This window comes from Pseudomonas sp. Teo4, from assembly GCF_034387475.1.
Lineage (GTDB): Bacteria > Pseudomonadota > Gammaproteobacteria > Pseudomonadales > Pseudomonadaceae > Aquipseudomonas.
In genome coordinates this window covers 509110-534500 of record NZ_JAXCIL010000002.1, presented here as the reverse complement: position 1 = coordinate 534500, position 25391 = coordinate 509110, and the positions used below count along the sequence as shown (strand labels likewise).

Sequence of the window (25391 nt, the reverse complement as noted above, 5' to 3'; positions counted from 1 at the left end):
AACGAATGCCCCATCCGCGTCCCTACAAAGTTGCACTCAACGGTTACGGCCGCATCGGCCGCTGTGTCCTGCGCGCACTGTTCGAGCGAGGGGCGACGGCCGGTTTTGAAATCGTTGCGCTGAACGACCTGGCCGACCAGGCCAGCGTGGAATACCTGACTCGTTTCGACTCCACCCACGGGCGTTTCCCCGGTGAGGTGAAGGTCGACGGCGATTGTCTGCATATCAATGGCGACTGCGTGAAAGTAATGCGCAGCGCCACCCCCGAGGGTGTCGACTGGGCCTCCCTGGGCATCGACCTGGTGCTGGAGTGCTCCGGTGCCTACCACACCCGTGCCGATGGCCAGCGCTTCCTGGATGCCGGTGCGCCGCGGGTCTTGTTCTCCCAGCCCATGGCCAGCGAGTCGGATGTGGACGCCACGGTGGTCTACGGTATCAACCAGGATTGCCTGACTGGCGGCGAGCGTCTGGTGTCCAACGCTTCCTGCACCACCAACTGCGGCGTGCCGCTGTTGCGTGTGCTGGACCAGGCGTTCGGTATCGAGTACGTACAGATCACCACCATTCACTCGGCGATGAACGACCAGCCGGTGATCGACGCCTACCACCACGAAGACCTGCGCCGCACGCGCTCTGCCTTCCAGTCGGTGATACCGGTGTCCACTGGCCTTGCCCGTGGTATCGAGCGCCTGCTTCCGGAACTTGCCGGGCGAATTCAGGCCAAAGCGGTACGCGTGCCGACCGTGAACGTGTCGTGCCTGGACATCACCCTGCAGACCGCCCGCGATACCAGCGCGGCCGAGGTCAACCGGGTGCTGCGCGAGGCGGCGCTGGAGGGCCCGTTGAAAGGTTTGCTGGCCTATACCGAGCTGCCGCACGCCAGCTGTGACTTTAACCATGACCCGCATTCGGCCATCGTCGATGCCAGCCAGACCCGCGTTTCAGGCCCTCGCCTGGTCAACCTGCTGGCGTGGTTCGACAACGAATGGGGGTTCGCCAACCGTATGCTCGACGTTGCCGAACATTTTCTGCACGTCGTTCACCCAACCCGCACCAAACAGCCCTGAAGGACTGCATTCATGACCGTGTTGAAGATGACCGACCTCGACCTGCAAGGAAAGCGCGTGTTGATCCGCGAAGACCTCAACGTCCCTGTGAAGGACGGTGTGGTAGCCAGCGACGCGCGTATCCTGGCAGCGCTGCCGACCATCAAGCTGGCCCTGGAAAAGGGCGCGGCGGTAATGGTCTGCTCGCACCTGGGCCGCCCGACCGAGGGTGAGTTCTCTGCCGAGAACAGCCTCAAGCCGGTTGCCGACTACCTGAGCAAGGCCCTGGGCCGCGAAGTGCCGCTGGTCGCCGATTACCTGGACGGCGTCGAGGTCAAGGCCGGTGACGTGGTGCTGTTCGAGAACGTGCGCTTCAACAAGGGCGAGAAAAAGAACGCCGACGAGCTGGCGCAGAAGTACGCAGCCCTGTGCGATGTATTCGTCATGGACGCCTTCGGCACTGCCCACCGCGCTGAGGGTTCGACCCACGGTGTCGCCAAGTTCGCCAAGGTCGCCGCTGCCGGCCCGCTGCTGGCTGCCGAGCTGGACGCCCTGGGCAAGGCCCTGAAGGCCCCGGCCAAGCCGATGGCGGCCATCGTTGCCGGCTCCAAGGTTTCCACCAAGCTGGATGTACTGAACAGCCTGAGCACGGTCTGTGACCAGCTGATCGTCGGTGGCGGCATCGCCAACACCTTCCTGGCTGCCGCTGGCCACCCGGTTGGCAAGTCGCTGTACGAGCCTGACCTGGTCGACACCGCCAAGGCCATCGCCGCCAAGGTCAGCGTACCGCTGCCAGTGGACGTGGTGGTTGCCAAGGAATTCGCCGAGAGCGCTGAAGCCACCGTCAAGGCCATCGCTGACGTGGCCGCTGACGACATGATCCTGGACATCGGCCCGCAAACCGCGGCCAACTTCGCCGAGCTGCTGAAGTCGTCCAAGACCATCCTGTGGAACGGCCCGGTTGGCGTGTTCGAATTCGACCAGTTCGGCAACGGCACCAAGGTGCTGGCCAAGGCCATCGCCGACAGCGCCGCGTTCTCCATCGCCGGTGGCGGTGACACCCTGGCAGCCATCGACAAATATGGCGTTGGCGCCGATATCTCCTACATTTCTACCGGTGGCGGTGCGTTCCTCGAGTTCGTCGAGGGCAAGGTCCTGCCTGCCGTGGCAATCCTGGAAGAGCGGGCCAAGGCCTGATTGAGAAGGCGCCTGGCAAAGGGAGCGACCGGATGGTCAAGCAATTGCCTGTGATGATCGTGGCCGGCTTGTTGGGCGCTTGCTCCAGCAGCCCGTCTTCGGACGCTGAAAGCTCGCAGCCGCCCAAGGGCGGTTGCTATCAGTCCGAGTGGCAGGCCGAGACCGTGCCGGTGATCAACAAGCGCCTGGGCCCTACCGGCCTGGAAAAGTACGACGACGAGCACCAGCGCAAGGCGCCGGGTTGCCCTTGATCGGGTGATCGGCAACCTGACGAGTGTTTCGTGGTCTTGAATACCGGGGCCACTGTGCGGCCCTTCGCGGGTAAACCCGCTCCCACAGCTAACGCGCCCCTTTGCGGGGCTGCGCTGAACCTGTGGGAGCGGGTTTACCCGCGAAAGGCTGCACAGCAGCCTAAAATCGAGGAAACTGAATGAAAGCGCTGCTGGCCTCGATGGCCCTGGCGATACTTGCAGGATGCTCGCTGCTGCAACCGGCGCAGCCCGCGCCGTCGGACAACTGGACCCGCTGGGTCTGCGACACCCAGACCGAAGTGCTCTGGCGCTTCGCCGATGCCCAGCGTGACCAGGTCGACGTACGCCTCGGCGGCGGTGACCAGGTCTACCGGCTCAAGTCCGAGCCAGGTGCCTCCGGCGCGCTGTACAGCGATGGCGTGCTGGCCTTCCACACCAAGGGCGAAGAAGGCCTGGTGTACTGGGTGGCGACGAACGATCTGATTGGGCGGGGCTGCAAGGCACCGTGACTGGCCGGGCCGCGCTGGCGGCCCACACAACTTGAACAGCAACCGCCCCTGCGGCAGGCTTGCACGAAACAAACGACGCTTGTCGGGAGAGAGATACACAATGGCACTCATTAGCATGCGCCAGATGCTGGACCACGCCGCCGAGTTCGGTTACGGCGTTCCGGCTTTCAACGTCAACAACCTCGAGCAGATGCGCGCCATCATGGAAGCGGCCGACAAGACCGACTCCCCGGTGATCGTCCAGGCCTCGGCCGGTGCCCGCAAATACGCCGGTGCCCCGTTCCTGCGCCACCTGATCCTGGCCGCCATCGAAGAATTCCCGCACATCCCGGTGTGCATGCACCAGGACCACGGCACCAGCCCAGACGTCTGCCAACGCTCCATCCAGCTGGGCTTCAGCTCGGTCATGATGGACGGTTCGCTCGGCGAAGACGGCAAGACCCCGACCGACTACGAGTACAACGTCCGCGTTACTCAGCAGACCGTTGCCATGGCCCATGCCTGCGGCGTTTCGGTCGAAGGCGAACTGGGTTGCCTGGGTTCGCTGGAAACCGGCATGGCCGGTGAAGAAGACGGCATCGGTGCCGAAGGCGTGCTGGATCACAGCCAGATGCTGACCGACCCGGAAGAAGCCGCTGACTTCGTCAAGAAGACTCAGGTCGACGCCCTGGCTATCGCCATCGGTACCAGCCACGGTGCTTACAAGTTCACCAAGCCTCCAACCGGTGACGTGCTGGCCATCGACCGCATCAAGGAAATCCACAAGCGCATCCCTAACACCCACCTGGTGATGCACGGTTCCTCGTCGGTTCCGCAAGAGTGGCTGGCCATCATCAACCAGTACGGCGGCGACATCAAAGAAACCTACGGCGTACCGGTTGAAGAAATCGTCGAAGGCATCAAGCACGGCGTGCGTAAGGTCAACATCGACACCGACCTGCGCCTGGCCTCCACCGGCGCCATGCGTCGCCTGATGGCGCAGAACCCGAGCGAGTTCGACCCACGCAAGTTCTTCGGTGAAACCGTCAAAGCCATGCGTGACGTGTGCATCGCCCGTTACGAAGCCTTCGGCACCGCCGGCAATGCCTCGAAGATCAAGCCGATCTCCCTGGAAGGCATGTTCCAGCGTTACCTCAAAGGTGAGCTGGCCGCCAAGGTCAACTGATCCTTCGGTTGCTTTGAAAAACCCGCAGCGATGCGGGTTTTTTTATGGCCGGATGAAAGGGGCAGGCAAACCAACCGTTAGTCGGCTAACGTAGAGTTATTGACTGATGGCGTTATGACCTCATTGCTTGTGGCGCTTGCGAGTCTAGAGTATTAATCGGATCCAATCGCACATTGAAGTCAGTCTTACAAGAGAAGCAGCATGGATGGCGCTCATACTCAATTGCCGGACGGCAACTCGGTTTTACTGGTCGTAGACGACTACCCGGAAAACCTCATCAGCATGCGGGCGCTGTTAGCCCGTGGGGACTGGCAGGTGTTGACGGCAAGCTCGGGGATGGAAGCCTTGAGTGCCTTGCTGGAGCACGATGTCGACCTGGTGCTGCTGGACGTTCAAATGCCGGAAATGGACGGTTTTGAGGTCGCGCGCCTGATGCGCGGCAGCCAGCGCACGCGGCTGACCCCGATCATTTTTCTCACGGCCAACGAGCAGTCCGAGGCTGCGGTGCTCAAGGGGTATGCCAGCGGCGCCGTGGACTACATGTTCAAGCCGTTCGACCCACAGATTCTCAAGCCCAAGGTCCAGGCCCTGCTCGACCAGCAGAGCAACCGGCGCATGCTCCAGCGCCTGACCCGAGAGCTGGAAGCGGCCAGGGCCTTCAATGCCTCGATCCTGGAAAACGCCGCCGAGGGCATCCTGGTGGTGGATGCCACAGGTATCATCAGCTTCGCCAACCCCGCTATCTCGCGGCTGTTGCAGGCTCCGGTCGAACAATTGCAGGGTGTGTCGGTGCTGGACCTGGTCCAGCTACCCAGCGTAAGCCTGTGGATTGAATCGGAGTTCTACCAAGCCTACCTGGCTCGGCAAATTTTCCGCGTACATGACGCCCAGCTACGCACCCAGACGGGTAAGTTGGTCCCGGTGGCGTTGTCCTGCGCACCCTTGCCCGCGGACCAGCATGCCATGGTGGTGACGGTGCTGGACATGTCGGTGGTGCGTAACCTGCACCAGCAGCTCGAATACCAGGCCGTGACCGACCCCCTCACGGGCCTGCTCAACCGCCGTGGCTTCTATCAGGCTGCCGAGGCCGTGCTGCTGCGCAATGAACACTCGGACAAGTCCCAGGCACTGATGTACATGGACCTGGACGGGTTCAAGCGGATCAACGACTCGCTGGGGCACGACGCTGGCGACCGTGTGTTGCGCTGGGTGGCTGAGCAGCTCAAGGATTGTCTGGGCAACGAGGCGCTGCTGGCGCGCATGGGGGGCGACGAGTTCACGGCGCTGTTCGACGGGTTGCCTTACCCGGAGCAGGCTGGCCGTTTTGCCGAGCGGCTGCTGGAACGGATGTCGAGCTGCCAGCATATCGACGATCTGGACCTGAGCCTGGGTGTCAGCATCGGGATTGCCACCTACCCGGATTGCGGCGCCAATGTCGAAGGCCTGCTACGTGCAGCCGATGTGGCGATGTACGCAGCCAAGCGTGCCGGGCGTCAGCAGTACCGTTTCTATGACCAGGAGCTCAATGGCCGGGCACGTTCGCGGCTGATGCTCGAAGACAGTGTGCGCACTGCCATCGAGGAGCGCGCCTTCACCCTGGTGTACCAGCCGCAGGTCAGTTTCATCGACGGCCACCTGCGCGGCTTCGAGGCCTTGCTGCGTTGGCAGCACCCGAGCGTGGGCGATGTGCCGCCGGGGCTGTTCATTCCATTGCTGGAAGAGGCCCGGTTGATCAACCGCCTGGCCAGCTGGATCTACCGGCAAGGCGTGTCCCAGCGCCAGGCCTGGCGTGAACACTTCGCGCCGGACCTGGTGCTTGGCATCAGCCTTAGCCGTGCACAGTTCTCGATGCCCAGCCTGGTCGACGAACTGCAGCGGGTAATCCACGATAACGAGCTCAGCCCCTCGCAGTTGGAAGTCGAGGTTGCGGAGACTTCGCTGATGTACAACATCGACGAGGCGGTTAAGCAGGTCAATCGTTTGCGTGAGCTGGGCGTGCGGGTGGCCCTGGACGATTTCGGCGCCGGTGACTGTTCGCTGCGCATGCTGCGTGACCTGCCGATCGATACCCTGAAGATCGACCGCCATCTGGTCGCCCGCCTGCCGGACTCTGCAGTCGATGCAGCCTTGGTACGCAGTGTGATCAGCTTGTGTGCGGATTACGCCATCACGGTAATTGCCGAAGGGGTGGAAACTCCGGCCCAGGCGGCCTGGCTGAAAGCCAATGGATGCGCCTACGTGCAGGGCTTCATTGTCGCGCATCCGATGACGGCAGCGGACGCGGGGGGCTTCCCGACAATTTTCCCCTGGCCAAGGCTATGATTGGCTAAACTCGCGGTTCGATTCGCCATACGCCACGCCATGACCGTATTACGCTATTTGCAAGCCTACCCGCCGCACCTGCAGGAGCAGGTGCGCCAGATGATCGACAGCAACCGCCTGGGCGAGTATCTGCAGCGCCGTTACCCTGAACGCCACGATGTTCAGAGCGACAAGGCGCTGTACGGCTATGCCCAGGATTTGCGTCAGCAATACCTGCGTACAGCGCCGAGCCTGGACAAGGTGCTGTTCGACAACCGTCTGGACCTCACGCACCGTGCCTTGGGGCTCAACACTGCGGTGTCGAGGGTGCAGGGCGGCAAGCTGAAGGCAAAGAAGGAAATCCGTATCGCCTCGCTGTTCAAGGAAGCGGCGCCCCAGTTCCTGCGCATGATCGTGGTGCACGAACTGGCCCACCTGCGTGAACGTGACCACAACAAGGCGTTCTACCAGCTCTGTCAGCACATGGAGCCGGACTATCACCAACTGGAATTCGACCTGCGCGTCTACCTGACTTATCGGGAGCTGCCGGGCAACTGTTAAGGACCAAGCGGCATGGAAGTGAGCAAGACCAAGAGCAGTTTCTATCGTCGTCTATACGTGGCCTGGTTGATCGACAGCCAGACCGCCACCAGCGTGCCGGCGCTGATGGAAGCCACCGGCATGCCGCGGCGCACCGCGCAGGACACCATCGCCGCGCTGGCCGACCTGGATATTGTCTGCGAGTTCGAGCAACAGGAAGGTGCGCGCAACCATGCGGGGCATTACCGCATCCATGATTGGGGCGCCATCGACAAGCAGTGGATCATTCAGCACCTGCGGCAGATTCGCGAGGTCCTTGGGTATCCCTGAGCGGATGGCGTCAGGCTTTTCGCATGCCGATGTGCGGTATCCCGTCCTCGACATACTCCTCTCCGGCCACTTCGAAGCCATGGCGAGCGTAGTAACCCTGCAAATGCGCCTGCGCAGACAGATACACCGGCATTCCCGGCCAGCAATGTTCGGCGGCTTCGAGGCCTTTGAGCAGCAATGGATGTCCCAGGCGTTCGCTGCGGGCGGCCGGTGATGTCACCACCCGGCCGATGACCACATTGCCGCCCTGAGCTTGTGGGTCCAGCAGGCGCAGGTAGGCCACCAGTTTGTCATCCTGCCAGCCCATCACGTGTAAGGTATCGCCAGTCAGGTCCTGGCCGTCGACCTCCTGGTAAGCGCAGCGTTGTTCAACCACGAATACCTCGGTCCGCAACTGCAGGATGGCATACAGCTGGTCTTTGCTGAGGTCCGTGTGGTGTTTGCAGATCCAGTTGATGGACATTGTGGCGAACTCCTTGGATGGGCGGCCGATCATCGCAAATTGGCCGGCCCACGGCGAGTGGCCCCGTGTTTTCGTTGTGCCTGACAGGCCTCGGCCAAAATAGAGGCTAAATGACATTATTGCCCGCTGCCCTCTACCCTGGCTTTGTGTAATCTCATGGCCTGGTGCGGTGAAGATTGCGTTAACAGCGTGTGCCCTCTACTGCAAAAAGGACTTGAGCATGCGGCCACTGCTTTGCGTTCTGGGGTTACTGGGAGTGTTGCTGACCCTGCCGGCAGTCGGGCAGGACAAGCTACGACTGGTGGCCGACATCTGGCCTCCTTTCACCGACAGCGGCATGCCAGGTGGTGGACTGGCCACCAGCATCGTCACAACGGCGTTCACCCGCGCCGGTTATGAGAGCAAAGTCGAGGAAGTGCCCTGGGCGCGGGCATTGATGGGGGTTGGAGAGGGGCGGTATGACGTCCTGATCGATGCTTGGTACAACGATTCACGTACCCAGATTGGTCATTTCTCCCAAGCCTACCTGACCAATCGCATTCGCCTGCTGCAACGCAAGGGCGGCAATATACGTTACCAGCGTCAGTCCGATCTGTATCCCTACAGCATCGCCGTGGTACGTGATTACGCTTATTCGCGTGAATTCGATGGCGACACCCGCCTGAACAAAGTGCCGGTGCGAAACTTTTCGTCCGCCGTGCGCATGTTGGCGGCAGGGAGGGTGCAACTTGCGGTGGAGGATGAGTACGTCGCCCGATACAACCTGCAGCGCGAACCCGCGCAGGTGCGTGATGAAGTGGAGCTGGTTCAACCACCTTTGGGCGAGAACAGCCTGCATATTCTGGTGAGCCTCAAACGGCCCGACCACCTGCAGATAGTTGAGCGGTTCGAGCAAGCCATCGCCGCGATGAAGGCCGATGGCAGCTATGCCCGGTTGATGCGCCAATACGGCTTTTAGGCAAAAATCAGCCCGGCGCACCTTCCTTGATCAGATGCGCCGCCAGCGTGCGCAATGGCCCCAATTGCCGGCAGATCAGTGCCAATTGTGTCTGCACCAAACGCTGCTGTTCATCGAGCTCTTCCGGCATCTGCTCCAGCGTATTGGCCAGAGCTTCCTCGGTATCACTGTGGATCGATACGGGCAGACGCGCCGCCAAACCGTTGGCGATTTCGTCGAGGCTGTTGGCCAGGCTCTGTCCCGCGCCTTCTATCAACTGCTCCTGGACCTCTGTAGGCAGCGTCGTGTCGCGGTGGGCACCCAGCCCGGAGAGGTAACTAAGCAGCGTGTGTGACAGCACCAGGAAGCGAAAGCCTACATCGGCTTCCTTACGGAAGTGCCCCGGCTCCATCAGCATGTTGGCCAAGGTGGTGGACAGTGCCGCATCGGCATTGTGCGCATTGCGCCGTGCCAGGCGGTAGGCCAGGTCGTCGCGCTTGCCGTGGGCGTATTGCTGCATGATCTGGCGCAGGTACACGCTGGCGCAGGTCAGGGTGTTGGCCAGTGCCTTGTTCAGGCTGCGGCCCTGCCAGTCGGGTAGGAACAGGAATACCGCCAGAATGGCGATAAGGCTACCCACCAGGGTATCGAACAGGCGTGGCAGGAACAGCCCATAACCGTCGCCGATCTGGTTGAAGCAGAACAGCACCATCAATGTGATGGCTGCTGTGGCCAGGGTGTAGCGGGTGGTGCGGTTGACGAAGAACACCACGCCGGCGACCACCGCGAACATCGACTGGATGATCGGGTTGGGGAACAGGTCGAACAGCGCCCAGCCTACCGTCAGGCCGATTGCAGTCCCGATAACCCGCTGCACCAGCTTGCGCCGCGTCGCGCCATAGTTGGGCTGGCAGACGAACAGGGTGGTGAGGATGATCCAGTAGCCTTGGGTTGGGTGGATCAGGTGCACCATGCCGTAGCCGATCGACAGTGCCAGCGGCAGACGCAGGGCATGGCGGAACAGCAGCGAGGTGGGCGTGAGCTGCGTGCGCAGGCGGTTCCAGACGTCTTTGAGGTTGCGTGGCGAACGGTCCAGCAGGCTGCTGTCGCTGGCATCGGCCAGGCTATCCGGGTTGCTGGCGGCCCCCAGCAGCCGGTCGAGGGTGGCGAGGTTCGCCGCCAGGGCGCGCAGCGAGCGCAGCAGCCCACGCCAGGCCGGGTTGCTTTGAATGCGCAGGTGCTCGAGTGAAGCGTTGAGGTCTTCCAGGGCGTCGGCAAAGCCATTGTCCAGCACGAACGGCTGACGCAGGCGGATCGAGCGTGACAGCTCCTGGCACGCCGAGCCTTGCTGGCGCAGCAGGCGCTGGCAACGGAACATCACGTCGCTGTGGAAGAAGGCTTCGGCCAGGGCATTGTATGGGTAGTGCGAGGCGCTGACCCGCTCGTGGATGTCCTGCGCGAGGAAGTAAAGCTTCAGGTAGCGGCTGAGCTTGGAGTTAGGCTGACTGTTGCCTACCCGGTGCAGGATGATTTCCTTGGCAGCGTTCAGCGCAGCCACCACCTTGCCGTTCTGCTGGGCCAGTTCCAGGCGCCGGGCTTCCACGTCGAGGTTGCGGATGGGTTCGAACAGATTGGCCTTGAGCTTGAGGTAGCGCCCCAGCTCATAGAACAACTTGGCCAGGCTCTGCTGCACCGGTTGGTTGGAAAACAGTGCCTGCCACAGCACCGACAGCAGGCCATACCAGGCTGCGCCGGCCACCAGCAGCAGCGGTTCGTGCCAGAAGTCGGTGACCTGGCCGCCGCGCTGGTCCACACCGATCATGGTGTACACCGAGAGGATCAGGGTGGCCGAGGCAATCGCGCCATAGCGCTCGCCCAGTGCCCCGAGCATCGTCAGGCCAAAGGCTGCCAGGGCCAGGGCGCCGGCGAAGATCCAGGGGTAGGGGAACAGTAACTCGACCGACAGGGCTGCAATGGCGAAGCACACCAGGGTGACAGCCAGGGCGCTGAGCCGCCCCTGCCAGCTGTCATCGGTCTCGGCCAGGGCGCTGGCGATGATGCCCAGGAACAACGGGATCAGCAGCGCCATCTCGTCTTGATACCAGCACAGGGCCATGCTGCCGGTCAGGGCAACGGTAACCCGGATGCTGTAGCTGAACTTGTCTTGGCCCCACAAACGACGTAACGAATGGCGGAACGAGCTCGATGACATGATGGCCTTGGGCAGTGATCGAATGAATACCTTTCGAGGCCAGTTTTCGGGGGCCGCTGGCGCGGCCCATCGCAGGCTTCGCCAGCTCCCACGGGTTCTTGTAGGAGCTGGCGAAGCCTGCGATGGGGCGCGCCAGCGGCCCCAAAAAAACGGCACTCCGCGCACAGACCAGCAAGAAGCGTTCCGTGCTGCTGAATGGATTCTACTCTACACGAACTGCGCCGCGGCGTTAGCTGAAGCCCAGGCCCATTGGAAGTTGAAACCACCCAGATGACCGGTGACATCCAACACTTCGCCAATGAAGTACAACCCAGGGCTTTTAAGCGATTCCATGGTCTTGGACGACACCTCGCGCGTGTCCACGCCACCCAGGGTCACCTCGGCGGTGCGGTAACCCTCGGTGCCGGCTGGCACGACCTGCCAGGCCGACAGCTTCTCGGCGATTTGCGCAAGCTCCGCCGGGGTGTACTGCTTCATGGGTTTGGACTCGAACCACTGCTCGGCGAGCAGGTTGGCCAGCTTGCGGGTGAAGACTTCGCCAAGGACGGTCTTGAGTTCGGCGTTGGCGCGCTCGGACTGCTGTTGTTGCAACCACTCCAGCGCGTCACGGTCTGGCAGCAGGTTGATCTCGACGGTGTCACCGGCTTCCCAGAACGAGGAAATCTGCAAAATCGCTGGCCCGCTCAGGCCGCGGTGGGTAAACAGCAGGTTTTCGCGGAAACTGGTGCCGTTGCAGCTGGCCGTGCAGTCCAGCGAGGTGCCCGAGAGTTCTGTGCAGAGTGCCTTGAGTTGGGGCTCGGTGATGGTGAACGGCACCAGACCGGCGCGGGTCGGCAGCAGGGTGTGCCCGAACTGGCGGGCCACCTGGTAGCCGAAACCGGTCGCACCAAGGGTCGGGATCGACAAACCGCCGGTGGCGATCACCAGCGACTGGCAAGCGAACGGGCCGGCGCTGGTTTCCAGCAGGTAGCCATGCTCGGTCTTTTCGATCTGCTGGATGCTGGTTTCCATGCGCAGTTCGGCGCCCGCATCGTCGCATTCGGCCAGCAGCATGTTGAGGATGTCGCTGGCCTTGTTGTCGCAGAACAGCTGGCCGAGCTTCTTCTCGTGGTACGGCACGCCATGTTTGGCCACCAGCTCGATGAAGTCCCACTGGGTGTAGCGGGCCAGGGCCGACTTGCAGAAGTGTGCGTTCTGCGACAGGAAATTGGACGGCTCGGTGTACATGTTGGTGAAGTTGCAGCGCCCGCCGCCGGACATGAGGATTTTCTTGCCTGGCTTGTTGGCGTGGTCGAGCAGCAGAACCCGGCGGCCACGGCGTGCGCTGAGCTGGGCGCACATCAGGCCGGCGGCGCCGGCGCCGAGGATGATCACGTCGGTGGTGTGCACGGTATAAACCTTTGAGAAAGAAACACTGAACCCTGTGGGAGCGGGTTTACCCGCGAAGACGGTAGTGAGCCCACCATCGCTTTCGCGGGTAAACCCGCTCCCACAGGGGCCTTGCCAAGCTTTAGATAATGCGGACTTTCAGCGAACGTCCCTTGATCTTGCCGCTATTGAGCCGCTGCATGGCCTGCTTGGCCAGTGCCCGCTCAACCGCCACGAAGGCCTGGAAGTCGAATATGGCGATCTTGCCCACCTGCTTGCCAGGGATCCCGGCGTCACCGGTCAGTGCACCCAGAATGTCGCCCGGGCGCAGCTTGTCCTTGCGGCCTGCGGCGATGCACAGCGTGCTCATCACCGGCAACAGCGGCTCGCCACCCTTGTTCTTCAAACCGTCCAGCTGGTCCCAGCGTAGCGGGTTCTTTTGCAGGGCCTCGATGGCCTGGGCGCGGTGGCCTTCGGCCGGGGCCACCAGGCTGATCGCGATGCCTTTCTCGCCCGCACGGCCAGTACGACCCACACGGTGCACGTGGATTTCCGCATCACGGGCCAGTTCGACGTTGATGACCATGTCCAGGCCGTCGATATCCAGGCCTCGGGCGGCCACGTCGGTGGCGACCAGCACCGAGCTGCTGCGGTTGGCGAACATGGTCAGCACCTGGTCACGGTCACGCTGTTCCAGGTCGCCGTGCAGGGCCTGCGCGACGATACCCTTGGCGGTGAGGTGGGCGACCACGTCTTCGCATTGCTGCTTGGTGAAGCAGAACGCCACGCAAGACTGCGGGCGGTAGTGGCCCAGCACGCGGGTCACTGCCTCCAGGCGTTGCTGTGGGTCGATCTCGATGAAACGCTGCTCGATCTGGTTATCAGTGTGCAGGCTCTCGACCTTGACCTGTTGCGGCTTGCGCATGAAGTCCGCGGCCAGTTGCTCGATGCCGGCCGGGTAGGTGGCCGAGAACAGCAGGGTCTGGCGGCGCGACGGCGTCTTGCCGATGATGCTGGCGATGGCGTCGAAGAAGCCCATGTCGAGCATGCGGTCGGCTTCGTCCAGCACCAGGGTGTTGAGCCCGTCCAGCACCAGCGTGCCTTTGTCCAGGTGCTGCTGCACACGGCCAGGGGTACCGACGATGATGTGCGCGCCGTGCTCCAGCGAAGCGATCTGCGGGCCGAGCGAAACGCCACCGCACAGGGTGAGGATCTTGATGTTGTCCTCGGCGCGGGCCAGGCGGCGCAGTTCCTTGGCGACCTGGTCGGCGAGCTCGCGGGTAGGGCACAGCACCAGTGCCTGGCAACCGAAGTAGCGCGGATTGATCGGGTTGAGCAGGCCGATGCCGAAGGCGGCGGTCTTGCCGCTGCCGGTCTTGGCCTGGGCAATCAGGTCCTGGCCCTTGAGGATGACCGGCAGGCTCTGGGCCTGGATCGGCGTCATCGAGGCGTAGCCCAGGGCGTCCAGGTTGGCCAGCATGGCGGCGGACAACGGCAAAGTGGCAAAGGCGGTGGTTTCGGTGGTCACGAGGCGGGCCTGCGGTGCGAAGCGAAAAATGCCGCACAGTCTACCAGCCTCATGGCCATTCGCCCTACGACTCCATGTGTGCTTCCTGACGACGGGCACGCCTTCCGTCTGTCGGGGCCAGTTGCAGGAAGATCGCTGCAGCCAGCATGGCCATGATGCCAACGGTCAAGAACGTGAGCTGGAAGGCGCCCAGTGTCGTTTCCACGCCTTCGGCGCTGCCTGCTGCGGTGAAGCCGCCGAGCAGGGCGCCAGCGCAGGCCACGCCCAGGCTCAGCGACAGTTGCGCGACCACCGACAACAGGCTGTTGCCACTGCTGGCGCTGGCATCGTCCAGGTCGATCAGGGTCACCGTGTTCATGGCGGTGAACTGCAGCGAGTTCACCGCGCCGAGCAAGGCCAGTTGTACCAACAACAGGGCATAGGGTGTCTGCTCGTCGACCAGGCCCAGGCTGGCCAGGAGTATTCCCAGTAGCAAGGTGTTGCCGGTGAGTACGATGCGGTAGCCCAGGCGTTCGATCATCGGCCTGGCAACCGACTTGGCCACCATTGCCGCAGCTGCCAGCGGAATCATGCTCATGCCGGCCTGGGCAGGCGAGTAGCCCAAGGCGACCTGCAGCAACAACGGCACCAGGAAGGGCAGGGCGCCGCTGCCAAGGCGAGAGAACAGGTTGCCAAGGATTCCAATGGCGAACGTACGTACGCGGAACAGGCTGGGCGAGAACAGTGGTTGCGGGTCGCGCCCGGCGCGCAGCCAGTAGGCGGCAAGGCAGGCCATGCCGGCGAACAGCAACAGCATCACCCGCAGATGCGGCAAATGCAGTTCACCCAGGCCTTCCATGGCGATGGTGATCAGCACCATTGCCGCGCCGAACAGGATGAAACCTGGCGTATCGAAGGTGGTGCGTTCTGCGCCGCGCAGGTCGGGGATGAACTTCCACACCGCAAGGCAACCAATCACTCCCACCGGCAGGTTGAGCAGGAAGATCCAGTGCCAGCTGAGAATCTCCACCAGCCAGCCACCCAGGGTCGGGCCCAGCAACGGGCCGAGCAGGCCGGGGATGGTGATGAAGCTCATGATCCGCACCAGCTCCGAGCGCGGGTAGGCGCGCAGCACCACCAGCCTGCCCACCGGCAGCATCAGCGCGCCGCCCAAGCCTTGTACGATGCGGGCGAAGATCAGGAAACCCAGGCTGTTGGCGGTGGCGCACAGCAGCGAGCCGAAACTGAACAGCAGGATGGCGCTGAAGAAGATGCGCTTGGTGCCAAAACGGTCGGCGATCCAGCCCGAGGCCGGAATCAGCAGGGCTACGGTGAGCATGTAGGAGATGATCACGCCCTGCATGCGCAGCGGGTCTTCTTCCAGCGAGCGGGCCATGGCCGGCAGCGCGGTGTTGAGGATGGTGCCGTCCAGGGACTGCATGAAGAAGGCGATGGCCACTACCCACGGGATCCAGCGGGCGGTGACGGGGTCCAGCGGGGTGCGTTCGGGCATCGGGAACCTCAATGTTCTGCATTGCCTGTACCGGACCTATCGCCGGCAAGCCGGCTCCCACATGTTGACCACAACTGGGGCATCTGTGGGAGCCGGCTTGCCGGCGATAGGGCCACGAGGGCCAATCACAATGTCAGGGTCAGCCCTTTGACCAAAGCCCCCGGCAAATGACTCGAACCGGTGCTGCGCTGCCCATAGGTACTGGTCGACAGGATCATCTCGCGCTCGCGCGTCAGGTCCTCCAGCTGGCTACCCAACAGGCTGTACAGGCTGTCATCGAAGCGCATGGTGCTCACCGGCCCCTGGATCTTGCCGTCTTCCACCCAGAAAGTGGCGAAACGGGTCAGCCCGGTCATGCGTGCCGCCGGCAGGTCCGAGTAGTTCAGGTACCAGAGGTTGCTGATGTACAGCCCGGTGCCGAGTCGCTCCAGAATGTGCGCGCTCTCCAGGTTACCCGGTGCCAGGCTCAGGGCGCAGGGCGACTCATAACTGTCCGCGCCATTGGCGAGCAGCGCGAACTCGGCGGCGCTGCGGGCACTGACCAGGCGCTCCCGGCCTTGGCCGTCCTTGATCAGGGGCAAGTCCTGGCGTGGCGAACCCTCATCGGAAAACGCCGGGCTGAGCGAACCACTGACCTGCTCGCTGAAGCTGACCAGCGGGCTGAGGCGTGCATCGCCGTTGTACAGGCGCTGCAGGGCGCTGTTGCCCGTGGCCAGCGCCTGTGCCGAGAAGCCGCCCCAGCACAGCATGCCGGCGATCTCGTCCATGGCGGCTGGAGCCAGGTAGGCGCGGTAGCTGCCCGGTTTCAGGGTGATCGCTGGGCGGCCAAGGTGCTCCAGTTGTTCACGGGCCTGGCGCAGGCGGGCGGCGAAGTCATCGGCCGACCATGCCTGGCCTGCATAGTTGGCCTTCACGGCCTGGCCATTGGTGTGGAACAGGCTCCAGTCCATGTTGAAGCTGTTTGCCTGATGCCAGCCGAATGCCCCGAACGAGCTGGCGAAGCCGCGGCAGATCGGGCCGGCGGCGTAGATGCCGACCAAGTCCAGCGTGCCAGCTTCACGCCCGATCAGCGTCAGGATTTCGTTGAGTTCAGGCAGGCTCTGTTCCTGCTGGCTGTGGCTGTGCCAGGCACTTTCGTCCAGGCGCAGGTAGGGGTCGACAGGAATAAGCGGCAAGGTCTGACGCAACTGCTCAAGCGCATCTTTCAAGCGCTGGCCGTCCTGTTGCGCATCGCCACTCAAGGTCACCTGCTGCTCGGCCTGGCGCCCGTCGTCGATCAGCCGCAGTTGCGCGCTGGCTTGGTTGACCTCGCCGGCCTGGCGCACTTTGGCATGGTTGAAACGTACGAACTGCGACTGCTCGGCGCTGTAGCCGAGGGTAAATTGCTCGCCTGGTTGCAGTGTCTCGCGCACCGCGCCGACCAAGGCTTCGAAAGCTTGTTTCATCAGGCGTCACCTCCGAACACGTCGATCTGGCGGAACACGCAAGCTGGCGAAGCATGGCCGACCCGCACCACCTGGTTGGGTTCGCCCTTGCCGCAGTTGGGCGTGCCCAGTACCTGGAAGGTGCTGCGGTCACCGACTGCCGAGAGGTTGCGCCAGAACTGCGCGGAGATGCCGCGGTAGTTGGGGTTCTTCACGATGCCTTTGAGTTCGCCGTTCTCGATCAGTTGGCCCCATTCGCAGCCGAACTGGAACTTGTTGCGCGCATCGTCGATGGACCAGGAGCGGTTGGTGCGCATCAGGATGCCGTGCTCGATGCCCTGAATCAGTTGCTCCAGCGACTGGTCGCCCGGCTCGATGTTCAGGTTGGCCATGCGGTCGATAGGGGCGCGGTTCCAGCCGCACGCCCGGCTGTTGGCGACGCCATCCAGCCCGGAGCGGAACTGCGAAAGGGCACCGCCCAGAGGGCGCAGCAACAGGCCGTCGCGGATCAGGAACTGCTTGCTGGCCTCGGTGCCATCGTCATCGAAGCTGTAGCTGGCCAATTCTTCGCCGATGGTGGGGTCGAAGGTCACGTTCAGCAGCTTCGAGCCGTATTGCAGATGACCAAAGTCGCTGGCTTTGACGAAGCTGGTACCGGCGTAGTTGCGTTCGTCGCCGAGGATGCGGTCCATTTCCAGCGGGTGGCCGATGGACTCGTGGATCTGCAGCATCATCTGGTCGGGCATCAGCAGCAGGTCACGCGGCCCGCTGGGGGTATTGGGCGCCAGCAGCAGTTGCAGCGCTTCATCGGCAACGCGCTGGGCAGCGCCGACCAGGCCGCAGCGCTCGATGACCTCGAAGCCCCCTTGCTGGCCAAAGTTTTCGCGGCCCAGGCTGCGGCTCTGGCTGTCCTGGCCATCGCTGGCGGTTACGCTCAGCCCCGGGAACAGGAAGCGTTGGGCATGGCGCAGTTCGGCACCGGCCGAGTTCAGGTAGGTTTGCTCGACCAGGCTCAGGCCCAGGCTGGCCTGCCAGTCCACCAGGCGGCTGTCCTTGGGCACGCTGGCCGACTCGGCGGCGAGCAGGCCGAGGCAATCGGCGAGGCTGGGCAGGGGCTGGTCGAAGTTGGGCGAGATGTGGTCGTGGCGCGCGCTGGCGACCGGTTGCTCGCGCAGGTCTAGCAGGCTGTGTGCAGCGATGTTCCGGGCCAGCGCCTCGGCCTGCTCCAGCGCCCGCTGCAAGCCCGCCTGGGACAGGTCGGCGGTGGCCGCGTAGGCCTCGACGCCATTGAGCCGCACGGTCAGCATCGCGCCTTCGTCCTGGCTGAAGAACGGCGGCTCGGCCACGTTGCGACGTACAGAAAGTGATTGGTGCGACTGTTTTACATGACGCAGGGAAAACAACTCGGCCGTACTGCGCAGCGCGGCGAAGCGCTGGCGCAGCAGGGCGCCGGAATCGAACATGCGGAAACCTCCGTGTGCACGGTGGCTCCCCCTAGAACCACCCGTCTTGCATGGCGAGGCAGGTGTCGTCGCGCGCCTCTAACAATGCCAGGTCATTATGGCAGGGCGGCACTTCCCAGGTCAGGAAATAACGCGCGGCTTGCAGTTTGCCAAGGTAGAACTCGCGGTCTGCCTCAGTGCCTTTCAACAAGCCGAGCTCGGCATGGATGGCCTGTTCCAGCCAGCGCCAGCCAACCACGCAATGACCGAACGCCTTCAGGTACAGCGCCGAGTTGGCCAGGGCACCCGCGACCTTGCCCTGCGCCAGGTCGCCCAGCAAAGCGAGGGTCACGGCCTGCAACCGGTTGACCAGTTGCTCCAGTGGCTGGCGCAGGGTATCGAGGCGCGGGTGGTGGCTGGCGCGCTCGGCGGTGGCGGCGATCAGGCGGATCAGTTGCTTGAGTCCGGAACCGCCGTTCTGTGCCAGCTTGCGGCCCAACAGGTCGAGCGACTGGATGCCGTGGGTGCCCTCGTGAATCGGGTTCAGGCGGTTGTCGCGGTAGTACTGCTCGACCGGGTATTCGCGGGTGTAGCCGTGGCCGCCGAGAATCTGGATGGCCAGCTCGTTGGCCTTCAGGCAGAACTCCGAAGGCCAGGACTTGACGATAGGGGTCAGCAGGTCGAGCAATTCATGGGCCTGGCGGCGCGCCGCGTCATCGCCTGCCGTTTGCGTGTCATCGAACAGGCGCGCGGCGTACAGGCCCAGGTCGAAGGCGCCTTCCACGTAGGCTTTCTGGGCCAGCAGCATACGTTTCACATCGGTGTGCCCGATGATCGGCATGGCTGGGCTTTGTGGGTCTTTGTTGTCCAGTGGCCGACCTTGTGGCCGCTGACGGGCGTATTCCAAGGAGTACAGGTAGCCAGCGTAACCCAGCATCACGGCACCCATGCCGACGCCGATGCGGGCTTCGTTCATCATCTGGAACATGCACGCCAGGCCCTGATGCGGCTGGCCGACCAGGTAGCCGACGCACTCGCCGTTGTCGCCGAAGTTCAGTGCGGTGGAGGTGGTGCCGCGCCAGCCCATCTTGTGGAACAGCCCGGCCAGCAGTACGTCGTTACGTGGGCCACGGCTGCCGTCCTCGTTGACCAGGTATTTGGGCACGATGAACAGCGAAATGCCCTTCACGCCGGGCGGCGCGTCCGGCAGCTTGGCCAGCACCATGTGGACGATGTTTTCCGACAGTTCGTGATCGCCGCCGGAGATGAAGATCTTGTTGCCCTTGAGCCGGTAGCTGCCGTCACCGGCGGGTTGTGCGCGGGTGCGGATGTCGGCCAGTGATGAGCCAGCGTGGGGTTCGGTCAGCGCCATGGTGCCGAAGTAACGGCCCTCGATCATTGGCTGCAGGAACAGGCGCTTCTGTTCATCGGTGCCGAAGCTTTCGATCAGGTTGGCCGCGCCCATCGTCAGAAACGGGTAGGCGGTGGTGCCGGCGTTGGCGGCCTGGAAGTGGGCGAAGCAGGCCTGTGAGACCAGGCTTGGCAGCTGCATGCCGCCGACGTCGAAGTCGCGGTTTGCATTGAGGAAGCCTGCCTCCAGAAACGCATCGACCGCAGGCTTCACTTCCGGGATCAACTCAGCGCGGCCATCCACGTAGCGCGGTTCGTGCTCATCGCCCTTGCGGTTGTGTGGGGCAAAGAACTTCTCGGCAATGGTGCGGGCGGTGGTGAGCGCTGCGTCGAAGGTCTCGCGGCTGTGCTCGGCGAAGCGCGGGCGCTGGGTGAGGGCTTCGGCGTTCAGGACTTCGTAGAGCTCGAAGGCGAGGTTGCGGGGGCTGAGCAGGGTCTCGGGCATGGGGGGCGGTCCTTGGACGGGCGTGGGGCGAGTCTAGGTTCGCAGGTGCGGTGAGGAACAGGTTTATAGGTGTCGGTGATATGAGGGTAGAAAGTGTAACGGCGCTCAGGTGCATGTCGGGAGTTTGGCTGGGGTCTAAAGGTCGGCAGAAAGGCGCACCAGGCAATTTTGCTGCAACCCAAGTCGCCGGTTTCGATCCTGATGATGGCGTCGATGCATGAGCTTGAAACGCTGCGTGTGCTGCTTGAGTCTGCGTTGGTTCAGGTGCAGATGCCTGTGGAGCCGTGGACGCTGCACTAGGGCTTCTGCGAAGCGTTGCCTGGATTGGCCCTTTCGCGGGTAAACCCGCTCCTACAGGTACGGCACTGTCCTTGAGAGCAATAGTGATCTTGTGGGAGCGGGTTTACCCGCGAAGAGGGAGGCCCTGGCAACAAAGATTTCAGGGAGATTGAGCGATGACTACAGCTGATACCCAAACACCCAGGACCGTCGGCAAGCAGGCTCCAACAGGGTCACCGCCGAACCTATAGGCGCTGGCTTGCCGGCGATGGCGTTGATGCGTTCTAGGTTCTCTGTGTTGTGTCTATAGGACACTTCCTACTTATGTATCGGAAGCGTAGGGCATCTTTCCATGTGGACATAAAGGTTGAATAGCGAAGTTTCTCAATCCGCAGGTCTACTACCTATGTCTCAAGAACCGAACAAATCGATCATTGGGGACAGCCAATTTTTCGTCGTGTCCTCAAGAAAAATAGCTGTCATGAGTTTTTTTACATTCGGCTGGTATTGGTTGTTCTGTTTTCATCGTAGCTGGGTGTTGCATAGAGTCCGCTCGGGAGAGCGCGTTCTGCCGTTGGTGCGTGCGCTTTTTGCCGTCATCTTCTTTTATCCGCTGCTTCGACGAATAGATCAAAAGATCTGCCAGAGTGGGCGCAGTTACAAGTGGTCGCCTGCTGTCCTGACAGTGTTCTTCATCATCGCAGGGTTGTCTCCGATGCTTGTTGATCAGGGGCTCTGGCTGCAGCACTATCATCTGGCGATCCTGATCTTCTTAACATCATACCTGCTGCATGTCTGGGTAATCGTTAGCGTTCAGCGCGCTGTTAATTTCTGCGAAGGCGACAATCACGGGCAAGCGAACTCGACGTTTAGCATCGCTAACTGGTTGTGGATGGCCTTGGGCCTTCTGGTGTGGCCCACTATGATTTTTATGGCACTGATATCTTTGTTGTTAGGTTTTGACCCAGCCGGAGGCTGATTTGCCTCATGGCCGCTCCAGCAAAGAGATTGCATTGGCCAGAAATGAAGAAGGAGAGCCTAAGCTCTCCTTCTTTTTTTCACATCATCTCAATCAGCCAATGGTCATCAGGCTGGCGTTACCACCAGCCGCAGCGGTGTTCACACTCACCGCCCGCTCGATCACCAGGCGTTCCAGGGCAATCTGGTGATCCCCGCTGGAAAGCCCGTGCACGCCAACGATCGCACCGGCGCGCTTGGCCACCTGCTGGCAGATGCGGCGCAGTTGGTCCGAGTCGCCATGGTGGATAACTGCATCGAAGGCCACTTCGTCCTTGTTCCAGTCCGCCACCAGCTTGACCTTGGCCTGCAGCTCTTTCGGCAGGCGGGCGCGCAGGCTCTTGGCCGGTTCGCCATCCTGGAACACCGCCGAGCTGCCAACCGCCAGTACCGCAGCCAGTTGCGCCAGCAGATCAGCTTCATTATCCGCCAGGCACAGCACGTGCTCGCGCGGCAGGATGGTGTAGCTGTTGCGCTCGCCGGTCGGGCCTGGCAGCAGGCGGGCGATACCGCTTTGCGACTGGGCAGCGAACTGCGTGCAAAGGGCGGCCAACTCGCTCAGCTGGTTGCTCTCGGCCCAGCCCTTGAGGCTGTGCAGCGGCTTGGTCAGCTGCTCGTGCAGGGCGCGGTCTGGCTTGCCTTCGCCGTCCTGTTGCTGGAAGTGACGGGCAATGGCATCGGCCGGGCGGGTCGACAGCAGGCGGTACAGGTACAGCGGGCCGCCCGCTTTCGGGCCAGTGCCGGACAGGCCTTCACCACCGAATGGCTGCACGCCCACCACGGCACCGACGATGTTGCGGTTAACGTACATGTTGCCGGCGTTGGCGGTTTCCACCACCTTGGCGATTGTCTCGTCGATGCGGGTGTGCACGCCGAGGGTCAGGCCGTAGCCGGAGTTGTTGATCTGCTCGATCAGCTGGTCCAGGTTGCGGCGGTTGTAGCGCACCACGTGCAGCACCGGGCCGAAGATCTCGCGCTTGAGCTCGTCGAAGCTCTCCAGTTCGATCAGGGTCGGCATGACGAAGGTGCCACGCTTGCACTCATCACCATTGGCAATGGCGACTTGATAGACCGAGCGGCCTTTCTCGCGCATGCCTTGAATGTGCTTCTCGATGCCAGCCTTGGCTTCGGCGTCGATCACCGGGCCAATATCCACGGCCAGGCGGTCTGGGTTGCCGAGGCGGCTTTCGGCCATGGCGCCCTTGAGCATTTCGATCACGCGGTCGGCGGAATCTTCCTGCAGGCACAGCACGCGCAGTGCCGAGCAACGCTGGCCGGCGCTATCGAAGGCCGAGGAAACCACGTCGATCACTACCTGCTCGGTCAGTGCCGAGGAGTCGACGATCATCGCGTTCTGGCCACCGGTTTCGGCGATCAGCGGAATCGGGCGGCCCTGGTTGTCCAGACGGCCAGCGACGTTGCGCTGCAGCAGGCGGGCGACTTCGGTGGAACCGGTGAACATCACGCCTTTGACGCGCTCGTCACCCACCAGGCCGGCACCGACGGTTTCGCCTTGGCCCGGCAGCAGTTGCAGAACGCCTTCAGGAATACCGGCTTCCAGCAGCAGGCGTACGGCCTGGGCGGCGATCAGCGGGGTCTGCTCGGCAGGCTTGGCCAGCACCGGGTTGCCTGCAGCCAGGGCTGCGGCCACCTGGCCGGAGAAGATCGCCAGCGGGAAGTTCCACGGGCTGATGCACACCACCGGGCCCAGCGGGCGGTGGGCGTCGTTGCTGAAGTCGTTGCGTGCCTGTACTGCGTAGTAGCGCAGGAAGTCCACAGCCTCGCGCACTTCGGCGATGGCGTTGGCGAAGGTCTTGCCGGCTTCGCGGATGAGCAGGCCCATCAGCGGCTGGATCTCGGCTTCCATCAGGTCGGCGGTGCGCTCGAGGATCGCAGCACGCTCGGCCGGTGGGGTGGCCTGCCAGATCGGTGCGGCATTCAGCGCGCACTGGATGGCGTTGTCGACGTCAGCGACAGTGGCTTCCTGAACATGGCCAACCACGTCACGGTGGTCGGCCGGGTTCAGTACTGGCACGGCAGCAGCTTCACTGGCAGCGCAGGCCAGCATCGGGGTGGCCTTCCAGTCGTTATGGGCAGTGGCCAGCATGGCGCAGGACAGCGACGCCAGGCGGTGTTCGTTGGCCATGTCGATGCCGGCGGAGTTGGCCCGCTCGTTGCCGTACAGGTCGCGTGGCAGCGGAATGCGTGGGTGCGGCAGGCCGATGCTGCCTTCCTGGGTGCCCATGCGCTCGATGCTGGCGACCGGGTCGGCGACCAGTTCCTGGATGGAGATCGAGTGGTCGGCGATACGGTTGACGAACGAGGTGTTGGCGCCGTTTTCCAGCAGGCGGCGTACCAGGTAGGCCAGCAGGGTTTCGTGGGTGCCAACCGGCGCGTAGACGCGGCACGGGCGGTTCAGTTTACCTTCGGAGACTTTACCGACCACTTGCTCGTACAGCGGTTCGCCCATGCCGTGCAGGCACTGGAACTCGTACTGGCCTGGGTAATAGTTCTGGCCGGCGATGTGGTAGATGGCCGACAAGGTGTGGGCGTTGTGGGTGGCGAACTGCGGGTAGATGGCTTCCGGTACCGACAGCAGCTTGCGCGCACAGGCAATGTAGGAAACGTCGGTGTACACCTTGCGGGTGTAGACCGGGTAGCCTTCCAGGCCTTCCACTTGGGCGCGCTTGATCTCGCTGTCCCAGTACGCGCCTTTCACCAGGCGGATCATCAGGCGATGACGGCTGCGCTTGGCCAGGTCGATGACGTAGTCGATCACGTACGGGCAGCGCTTCTGGTAAGCCTGAATAACGAAACCGATGCCGTTCCAGCCGGCCAGCGACGGCTCGAAGCACAGGCGCTCGAGCAGGTCGAGGGACAGTTCGAGGCGGTCGGCTTCTTCGGCGTCGATGTTCAGGCCGATGTCGTACTGCTTGGCCAGCAGGGTCAGCGACAGCAGGCGCGGGTACAGCTCTTCCATCACGCGCTCGTACTGGGCGCGGCTGTAGCGCGGGTGCAGGGCCGACAGCTTGATGGAGATGCCCGGGCCTTCATAGATGCCGCGGCCATGGGAGGCTTTGCCGATCGAGTGGATCGCCTGTTCGTAGGACGCCAGGTATTTCTGCGCGTCATGCTCGGTCAGTGCGGCTTCGCCGAGCATGTCGTAGGAGTAGCGGAAGCCTTTGGACTCGAAGCGGCTGGCGTTGGCCAGGGCTTCGGCGATGGTTTCGCCGGTGACGAACTGCTCGCCCATCAGGCGCATGGCCATGTCGACGCCCTTGCGGATCATCGGTTCGCCGCTCTTGCCGATGATGCGGGTGAGCGACGAGGTCAGGCCGGATTCGTTATGGGTCGAGACCAGCTTGCCGGTCAGCAGCAGGCCCCAGGTGGCGGCGTTGACGAACAGCGACGGGCTGTTGCCCAGGTGCGGCTGCCAGTTGCCGGTGCTGATCTTGTCGCGGATCAGCGCGTCACGGGTGCCTTTATCGGGAATGCGCAGCAGGGCCTCGGCCAGGCACATCAGCGCCACGCCTTCCTGGGACGACAGCGAGAACTCCTGCAGCAGGCCCTGGACGATGCCTGCACGGCCGCCAGCGCTCTTCTGGTTACGCAGCTTCTCAGCAATGCCGGCGGCCATCTTGTTGGTGGCCTCGGCCTGCGCGGCACTCAGGCGTGCCTGTTCCAGCAGCATCGGAATGACTTCCTGCTCTGGGCGGCGATAGGCGGCAGTGATGGCCGAGCGCAGCACCGACTGCGGCAGGATGCTCTCGGCGAATTCGAGGAAGCATTGGTGAACGTGGTCAGGCTGGACTTCGCCAGCCTCGTCAACCAGGTTGCTGGCATGACCGTTGAGTTCGGTCAGGGTGGCACCACCCTCGAGCTTCTCCAGATAGTTGAAGATCGCTTGCTTGATCAACCAGTGCGGCGTGCGGTCGATGGACTGCGCAGCTGCTTTGAGTCGCTCACGGGTCGGGTCGTCGAGTTTGACCCCAAGGGTGGTCGTCGCCATTTCTTATCCTCGTTATTGCCACGGCT

The 25391-nt window shown here is 62.9% G+C and carries 20 protein-coding genes; 11 read left to right on the top strand and 9 right to left on the bottom strand.

The window, feature by feature from the left end; genetic code table 11:
* Window positions 1–5 precede the first annotated feature (5 nt).
* From epd to PspTeo4_RS18755, 8 genes are all read left to right on the top strand, one after another.
* Window positions 6–1067, top strand: a complete 1062-nt coding sequence (epd, locus tag PspTeo4_RS18790) for an erythrose-4-phosphate dehydrogenase (protein WP_322365418.1) — start codon at window positions 6–8, stop codon at window positions 1065–1067.
* 12 nt (window positions 1068–1079) lie between these two features.
* Window positions 1080–2243: a phosphoglycerate kinase gene (locus PspTeo4_RS18785; protein WP_322365417.1), complete on the top strand. Its 1164-nt coding sequence runs from the start codon at window positions 1080–1082 to the stop codon at window positions 2241–2243.
* Complete coding sequence (locus PspTeo4_RS18780) at window positions 2243–2494, top strand: hypothetical protein (protein ID WP_322366891.1); 252 nt, start codon at window positions 2243–2245, stop codon at window positions 2492–2494. Before PspTeo4_RS18785 ends, PspTeo4_RS18780 begins: the two co-directional genes overlap by 1 nt.
* A 179-nt stretch (window positions 2495–2673) precedes the next feature.
* The gene (locus PspTeo4_RS18775; protein ID WP_322365416.1) at window positions 2674–3003 is read left to right on the top strand and encodes an MliC family protein; all 330 of its coding nucleotides are present in this window, start codon (window positions 2674–2676) and stop codon (window positions 3001–3003) included.
* 100 nt (window positions 3004–3103) lie between these two features.
* Entirely contained in the window at window positions 3104–4168 is a 1065-nt protein-coding gene (fba, locus tag PspTeo4_RS18770) for a class II fructose-bisphosphate aldolase (protein WP_008093958.1), read from the top strand.
* 201 nt (window positions 4169–4369) lie between these two features.
* On the top strand, window positions 4370–6490 hold the full coding sequence (locus tag PspTeo4_RS18765) for a putative bifunctional diguanylate cyclase/phosphodiesterase (RefSeq protein WP_322365415.1): 2121 nt from the start codon (window positions 4370–4372) through the stop codon (window positions 6488–6490).
* Window positions 6491–6529: 39 nt separating this feature from the next.
* Window positions 6530–7030: a M48 family metallopeptidase gene (locus PspTeo4_RS18760; protein ID WP_322365414.1), complete on the top strand. Its 501-nt coding sequence runs from the start codon at window positions 6530–6532 to the stop codon at window positions 7028–7030.
* A gap of 12 nt (window positions 7031–7042) precedes the next feature.
* Window positions 7043–7339 (top strand): winged helix-turn-helix domain-containing protein, encoded by a 297-nt coding sequence (locus PspTeo4_RS18755; protein WP_016395304.1) that lies wholly within the window; start codon window positions 7043–7045, stop codon window positions 7337–7339.
* A 10-nt stretch (window positions 7340–7349) separates the two neighbouring features.
* Here the strand turns inward: PspTeo4_RS18755 and PspTeo4_RS18750 are convergent, their stop codons facing one another.
* Entirely contained in the window at window positions 7350–7802 is a 453-nt protein-coding gene (locus tag PspTeo4_RS18750; RefSeq protein ID WP_322365412.1) for a GNAT family N-acetyltransferase, read from the bottom strand.
* A gap of 220 nt (window positions 7803–8022) precedes the next feature.
* Here PspTeo4_RS18750 and PspTeo4_RS18745 point away from each other — a divergent pair, with 220 nt between their 5' ends.
* A complete protein-coding gene (locus PspTeo4_RS18745) occupies window positions 8023–8760 on the top strand; it encodes a substrate-binding periplasmic protein (protein WP_322365411.1) in 738 nt (245 codons plus the stop codon).
* Between the two features lie 7 nt (window positions 8761–8767).
* Here PspTeo4_RS18745 and yccS read toward each other — a convergent pair whose 3' ends face one another.
* From yccS to PspTeo4_RS18710, 7 genes are all read right to left on the bottom strand, one after another.
* Window positions 8768–10951 (bottom strand): YccS family putative transporter, encoded by a 2184-nt coding sequence (yccS, locus tag PspTeo4_RS18740; RefSeq protein WP_322365410.1) that lies wholly within the window; start codon window positions 10949–10951, stop codon window positions 8768–8770.
* A 207-nt stretch (window positions 10952–11158) separates the two neighbouring features.
* Complete coding sequence (locus PspTeo4_RS18735) at window positions 11159–12340, bottom strand: NAD(P)/FAD-dependent oxidoreductase (RefSeq protein ID WP_322365409.1); 1182 nt, start codon at window positions 12338–12340, stop codon at window positions 11159–11161.
* 121 nt (window positions 12341–12461) lie between these two features.
* Entirely contained in the window at window positions 12462–13799 is a 1338-nt protein-coding gene (gene dbpA, locus PspTeo4_RS18730; protein WP_322366890.1) for an ATP-dependent RNA helicase DbpA, read from the bottom strand.
* Between the two features lie 112 nt (window positions 13800–13911).
* Entirely contained in the window at window positions 13912–15339 is a 1428-nt protein-coding gene (gene mdtD / locus PspTeo4_RS18725; protein ID WP_322365408.1) for a multidrug transporter subunit MdtD, read from the bottom strand.
* Between the two features lie 125 nt (window positions 15340–15464).
* The gene (locus tag PspTeo4_RS18720) at window positions 15465–16784 is read right to left on the bottom strand and encodes a TldD/PmbA family protein (protein WP_322365407.1); all 1320 of its coding nucleotides are present in this window, start codon (window positions 16782–16784) and stop codon (window positions 15465–15467) included.
* Window positions 16784–18226 carry a TldD/PmbA family protein gene (locus PspTeo4_RS18715; protein ID WP_322365406.1) on the bottom strand — a complete coding sequence of 481 codons (1443 nt, stop codon included), beginning with the start codon at window positions 18224–18226 and terminating at the stop codon, window positions 16784–16786. Before PspTeo4_RS18715 ends, PspTeo4_RS18720 begins: the two co-directional genes overlap by 1 nt.
* 31 nt (window positions 18227–18257) lie before the next feature.
* Entirely contained in the window at window positions 18258–20060 is a 1803-nt protein-coding gene (locus PspTeo4_RS18710; RefSeq protein WP_322365405.1) for an acyl-CoA dehydrogenase, read from the bottom strand.
* A 168-nt stretch (window positions 20061–20228) separates the two neighbouring features.
* Here PspTeo4_RS18710 and PspTeo4_RS18705 point away from each other — a divergent pair, with 168 nt between their 5' ends.
* Both PspTeo4_RS18705 and PspTeo4_RS18700 read left to right on the top strand, forming a co-directional pair.
* Entirely contained in the window at window positions 20229–20360 is a 132-nt protein-coding gene (locus tag PspTeo4_RS18705) for a hypothetical protein (RefSeq protein ID WP_322365404.1), read from the top strand.
* 385 nt (window positions 20361–20745) lie between these two features.
* Entirely contained in the window at window positions 20746–21318 is a 573-nt protein-coding gene (locus PspTeo4_RS18700) for a hypothetical protein (protein WP_322365403.1), read from the top strand.
* 93 nt (window positions 21319–21411) lie between these two features.
* Here the strand turns inward: PspTeo4_RS18700 and putA are convergent, their stop codons facing one another.
* On the bottom strand, window positions 21412–25365 hold the full coding sequence (gene putA, locus PspTeo4_RS18695; protein WP_322365402.1) for a trifunctional transcriptional regulator/proline dehydrogenase/L-glutamate gamma-semialdehyde dehydrogenase: 3954 nt from the start codon (window positions 25363–25365) through the stop codon (window positions 21412–21414).
* Window positions 25366–25391: the final 26 nt, after the last annotated feature.

Excerpts from the sequence above, each read along its gene's own strand:
- epd (WP_322365418.1), top strand. The coding sequence starts at position 6 with ATGCCCCATCCGCGTCCCTACAAAGTTGCACTCAACGGTTACGGCCGC.
- PspTeo4_RS18785 (WP_322365417.1), top strand. The coding sequence starts at position 1,080 with ATGACCGTGTTGAAGATGACCGACCTCGACCTGCAAGGAAAGCGCGTG.
- PspTeo4_RS18775 (WP_322365416.1), top strand. The coding sequence starts at position 2,674 with ATGAAAGCGCTGCTGGCCTCGATGGCCCTGGCGATACTTGCAGGATGC.
- fba (WP_008093958.1), top strand. The coding sequence starts at position 3,104 with ATGGCACTCATTAGCATGCGCCAGATGCTGGACCACGCCGCCGAGTTC.
- PspTeo4_RS18765 (WP_322365415.1), top strand. The coding sequence starts at position 4,370 with ATGGATGGCGCTCATACTCAATTGCCGGACGGCAACTCGGTTTTACTG.
- PspTeo4_RS18760 (WP_322365414.1), top strand. The coding sequence starts at position 6,530 with ATGACCGTATTACGCTATTTGCAAGCCTACCCGCCGCACCTGCAGGAG.
- PspTeo4_RS18755 (WP_016395304.1), top strand. The coding sequence starts at position 7,043 with ATGGAAGTGAGCAAGACCAAGAGCAGTTTCTATCGTCGTCTATACGTG.
- PspTeo4_RS18750 (WP_322365412.1), bottom strand. The coding sequence starts at position 7,802 with ATGTCCATCAACTGGATCTGCAAACACCACACGGACCTCAGCAAAGAC.
- PspTeo4_RS18745 (WP_322365411.1), top strand. The coding sequence starts at position 8,023 with ATGCGGCCACTGCTTTGCGTTCTGGGGTTACTGGGAGTGTTGCTGACC.
- yccS (WP_322365410.1), bottom strand. The coding sequence starts at position 10,951 with ATGTCATCGAGCTCGTTCCGCCATTCGTTACGTCGTTTGTGGGGCCAA.
- dbpA (WP_322366890.1), bottom strand. The coding sequence starts at position 13,799 with ATGCTGGCCAACCTGGACGCCCTGGGCTACGCCTCGATGACGCCGATC.
- mdtD (WP_322365408.1), bottom strand. The coding sequence starts at position 15,339 with ATGCCCGAACGCACCCCGCTGGACCCCGTCACCGCCCGCTGGATCCCG.
- PspTeo4_RS18720 (WP_322365407.1), bottom strand. The coding sequence starts at position 16,784 with ATGAAACAAGCTTTCGAAGCCTTGGTCGGCGCGGTGCGCGAGACACTG.
- PspTeo4_RS18715 (WP_322365406.1), bottom strand. The coding sequence starts at position 18,226 with ATGTTCGATTCCGGCGCCCTGCTGCGCCAGCGCTTCGCCGCGCTGCGC.
- PspTeo4_RS18710 (WP_322365405.1), bottom strand. The coding sequence starts at position 20,060 with ATGCCCGAGACCCTGCTCAGCCCCCGCAACCTCGCCTTCGAGCTCTAC.
- PspTeo4_RS18700 (WP_322365403.1), top strand. The coding sequence starts at position 20,746 with ATGTCTCAAGAACCGAACAAATCGATCATTGGGGACAGCCAATTTTTC.
- putA (WP_322365402.1), bottom strand. The coding sequence starts at position 25,365 with ATGGCGACGACCACCCTTGGGGTCAAACTCGACGACCCGACCCGTGAG.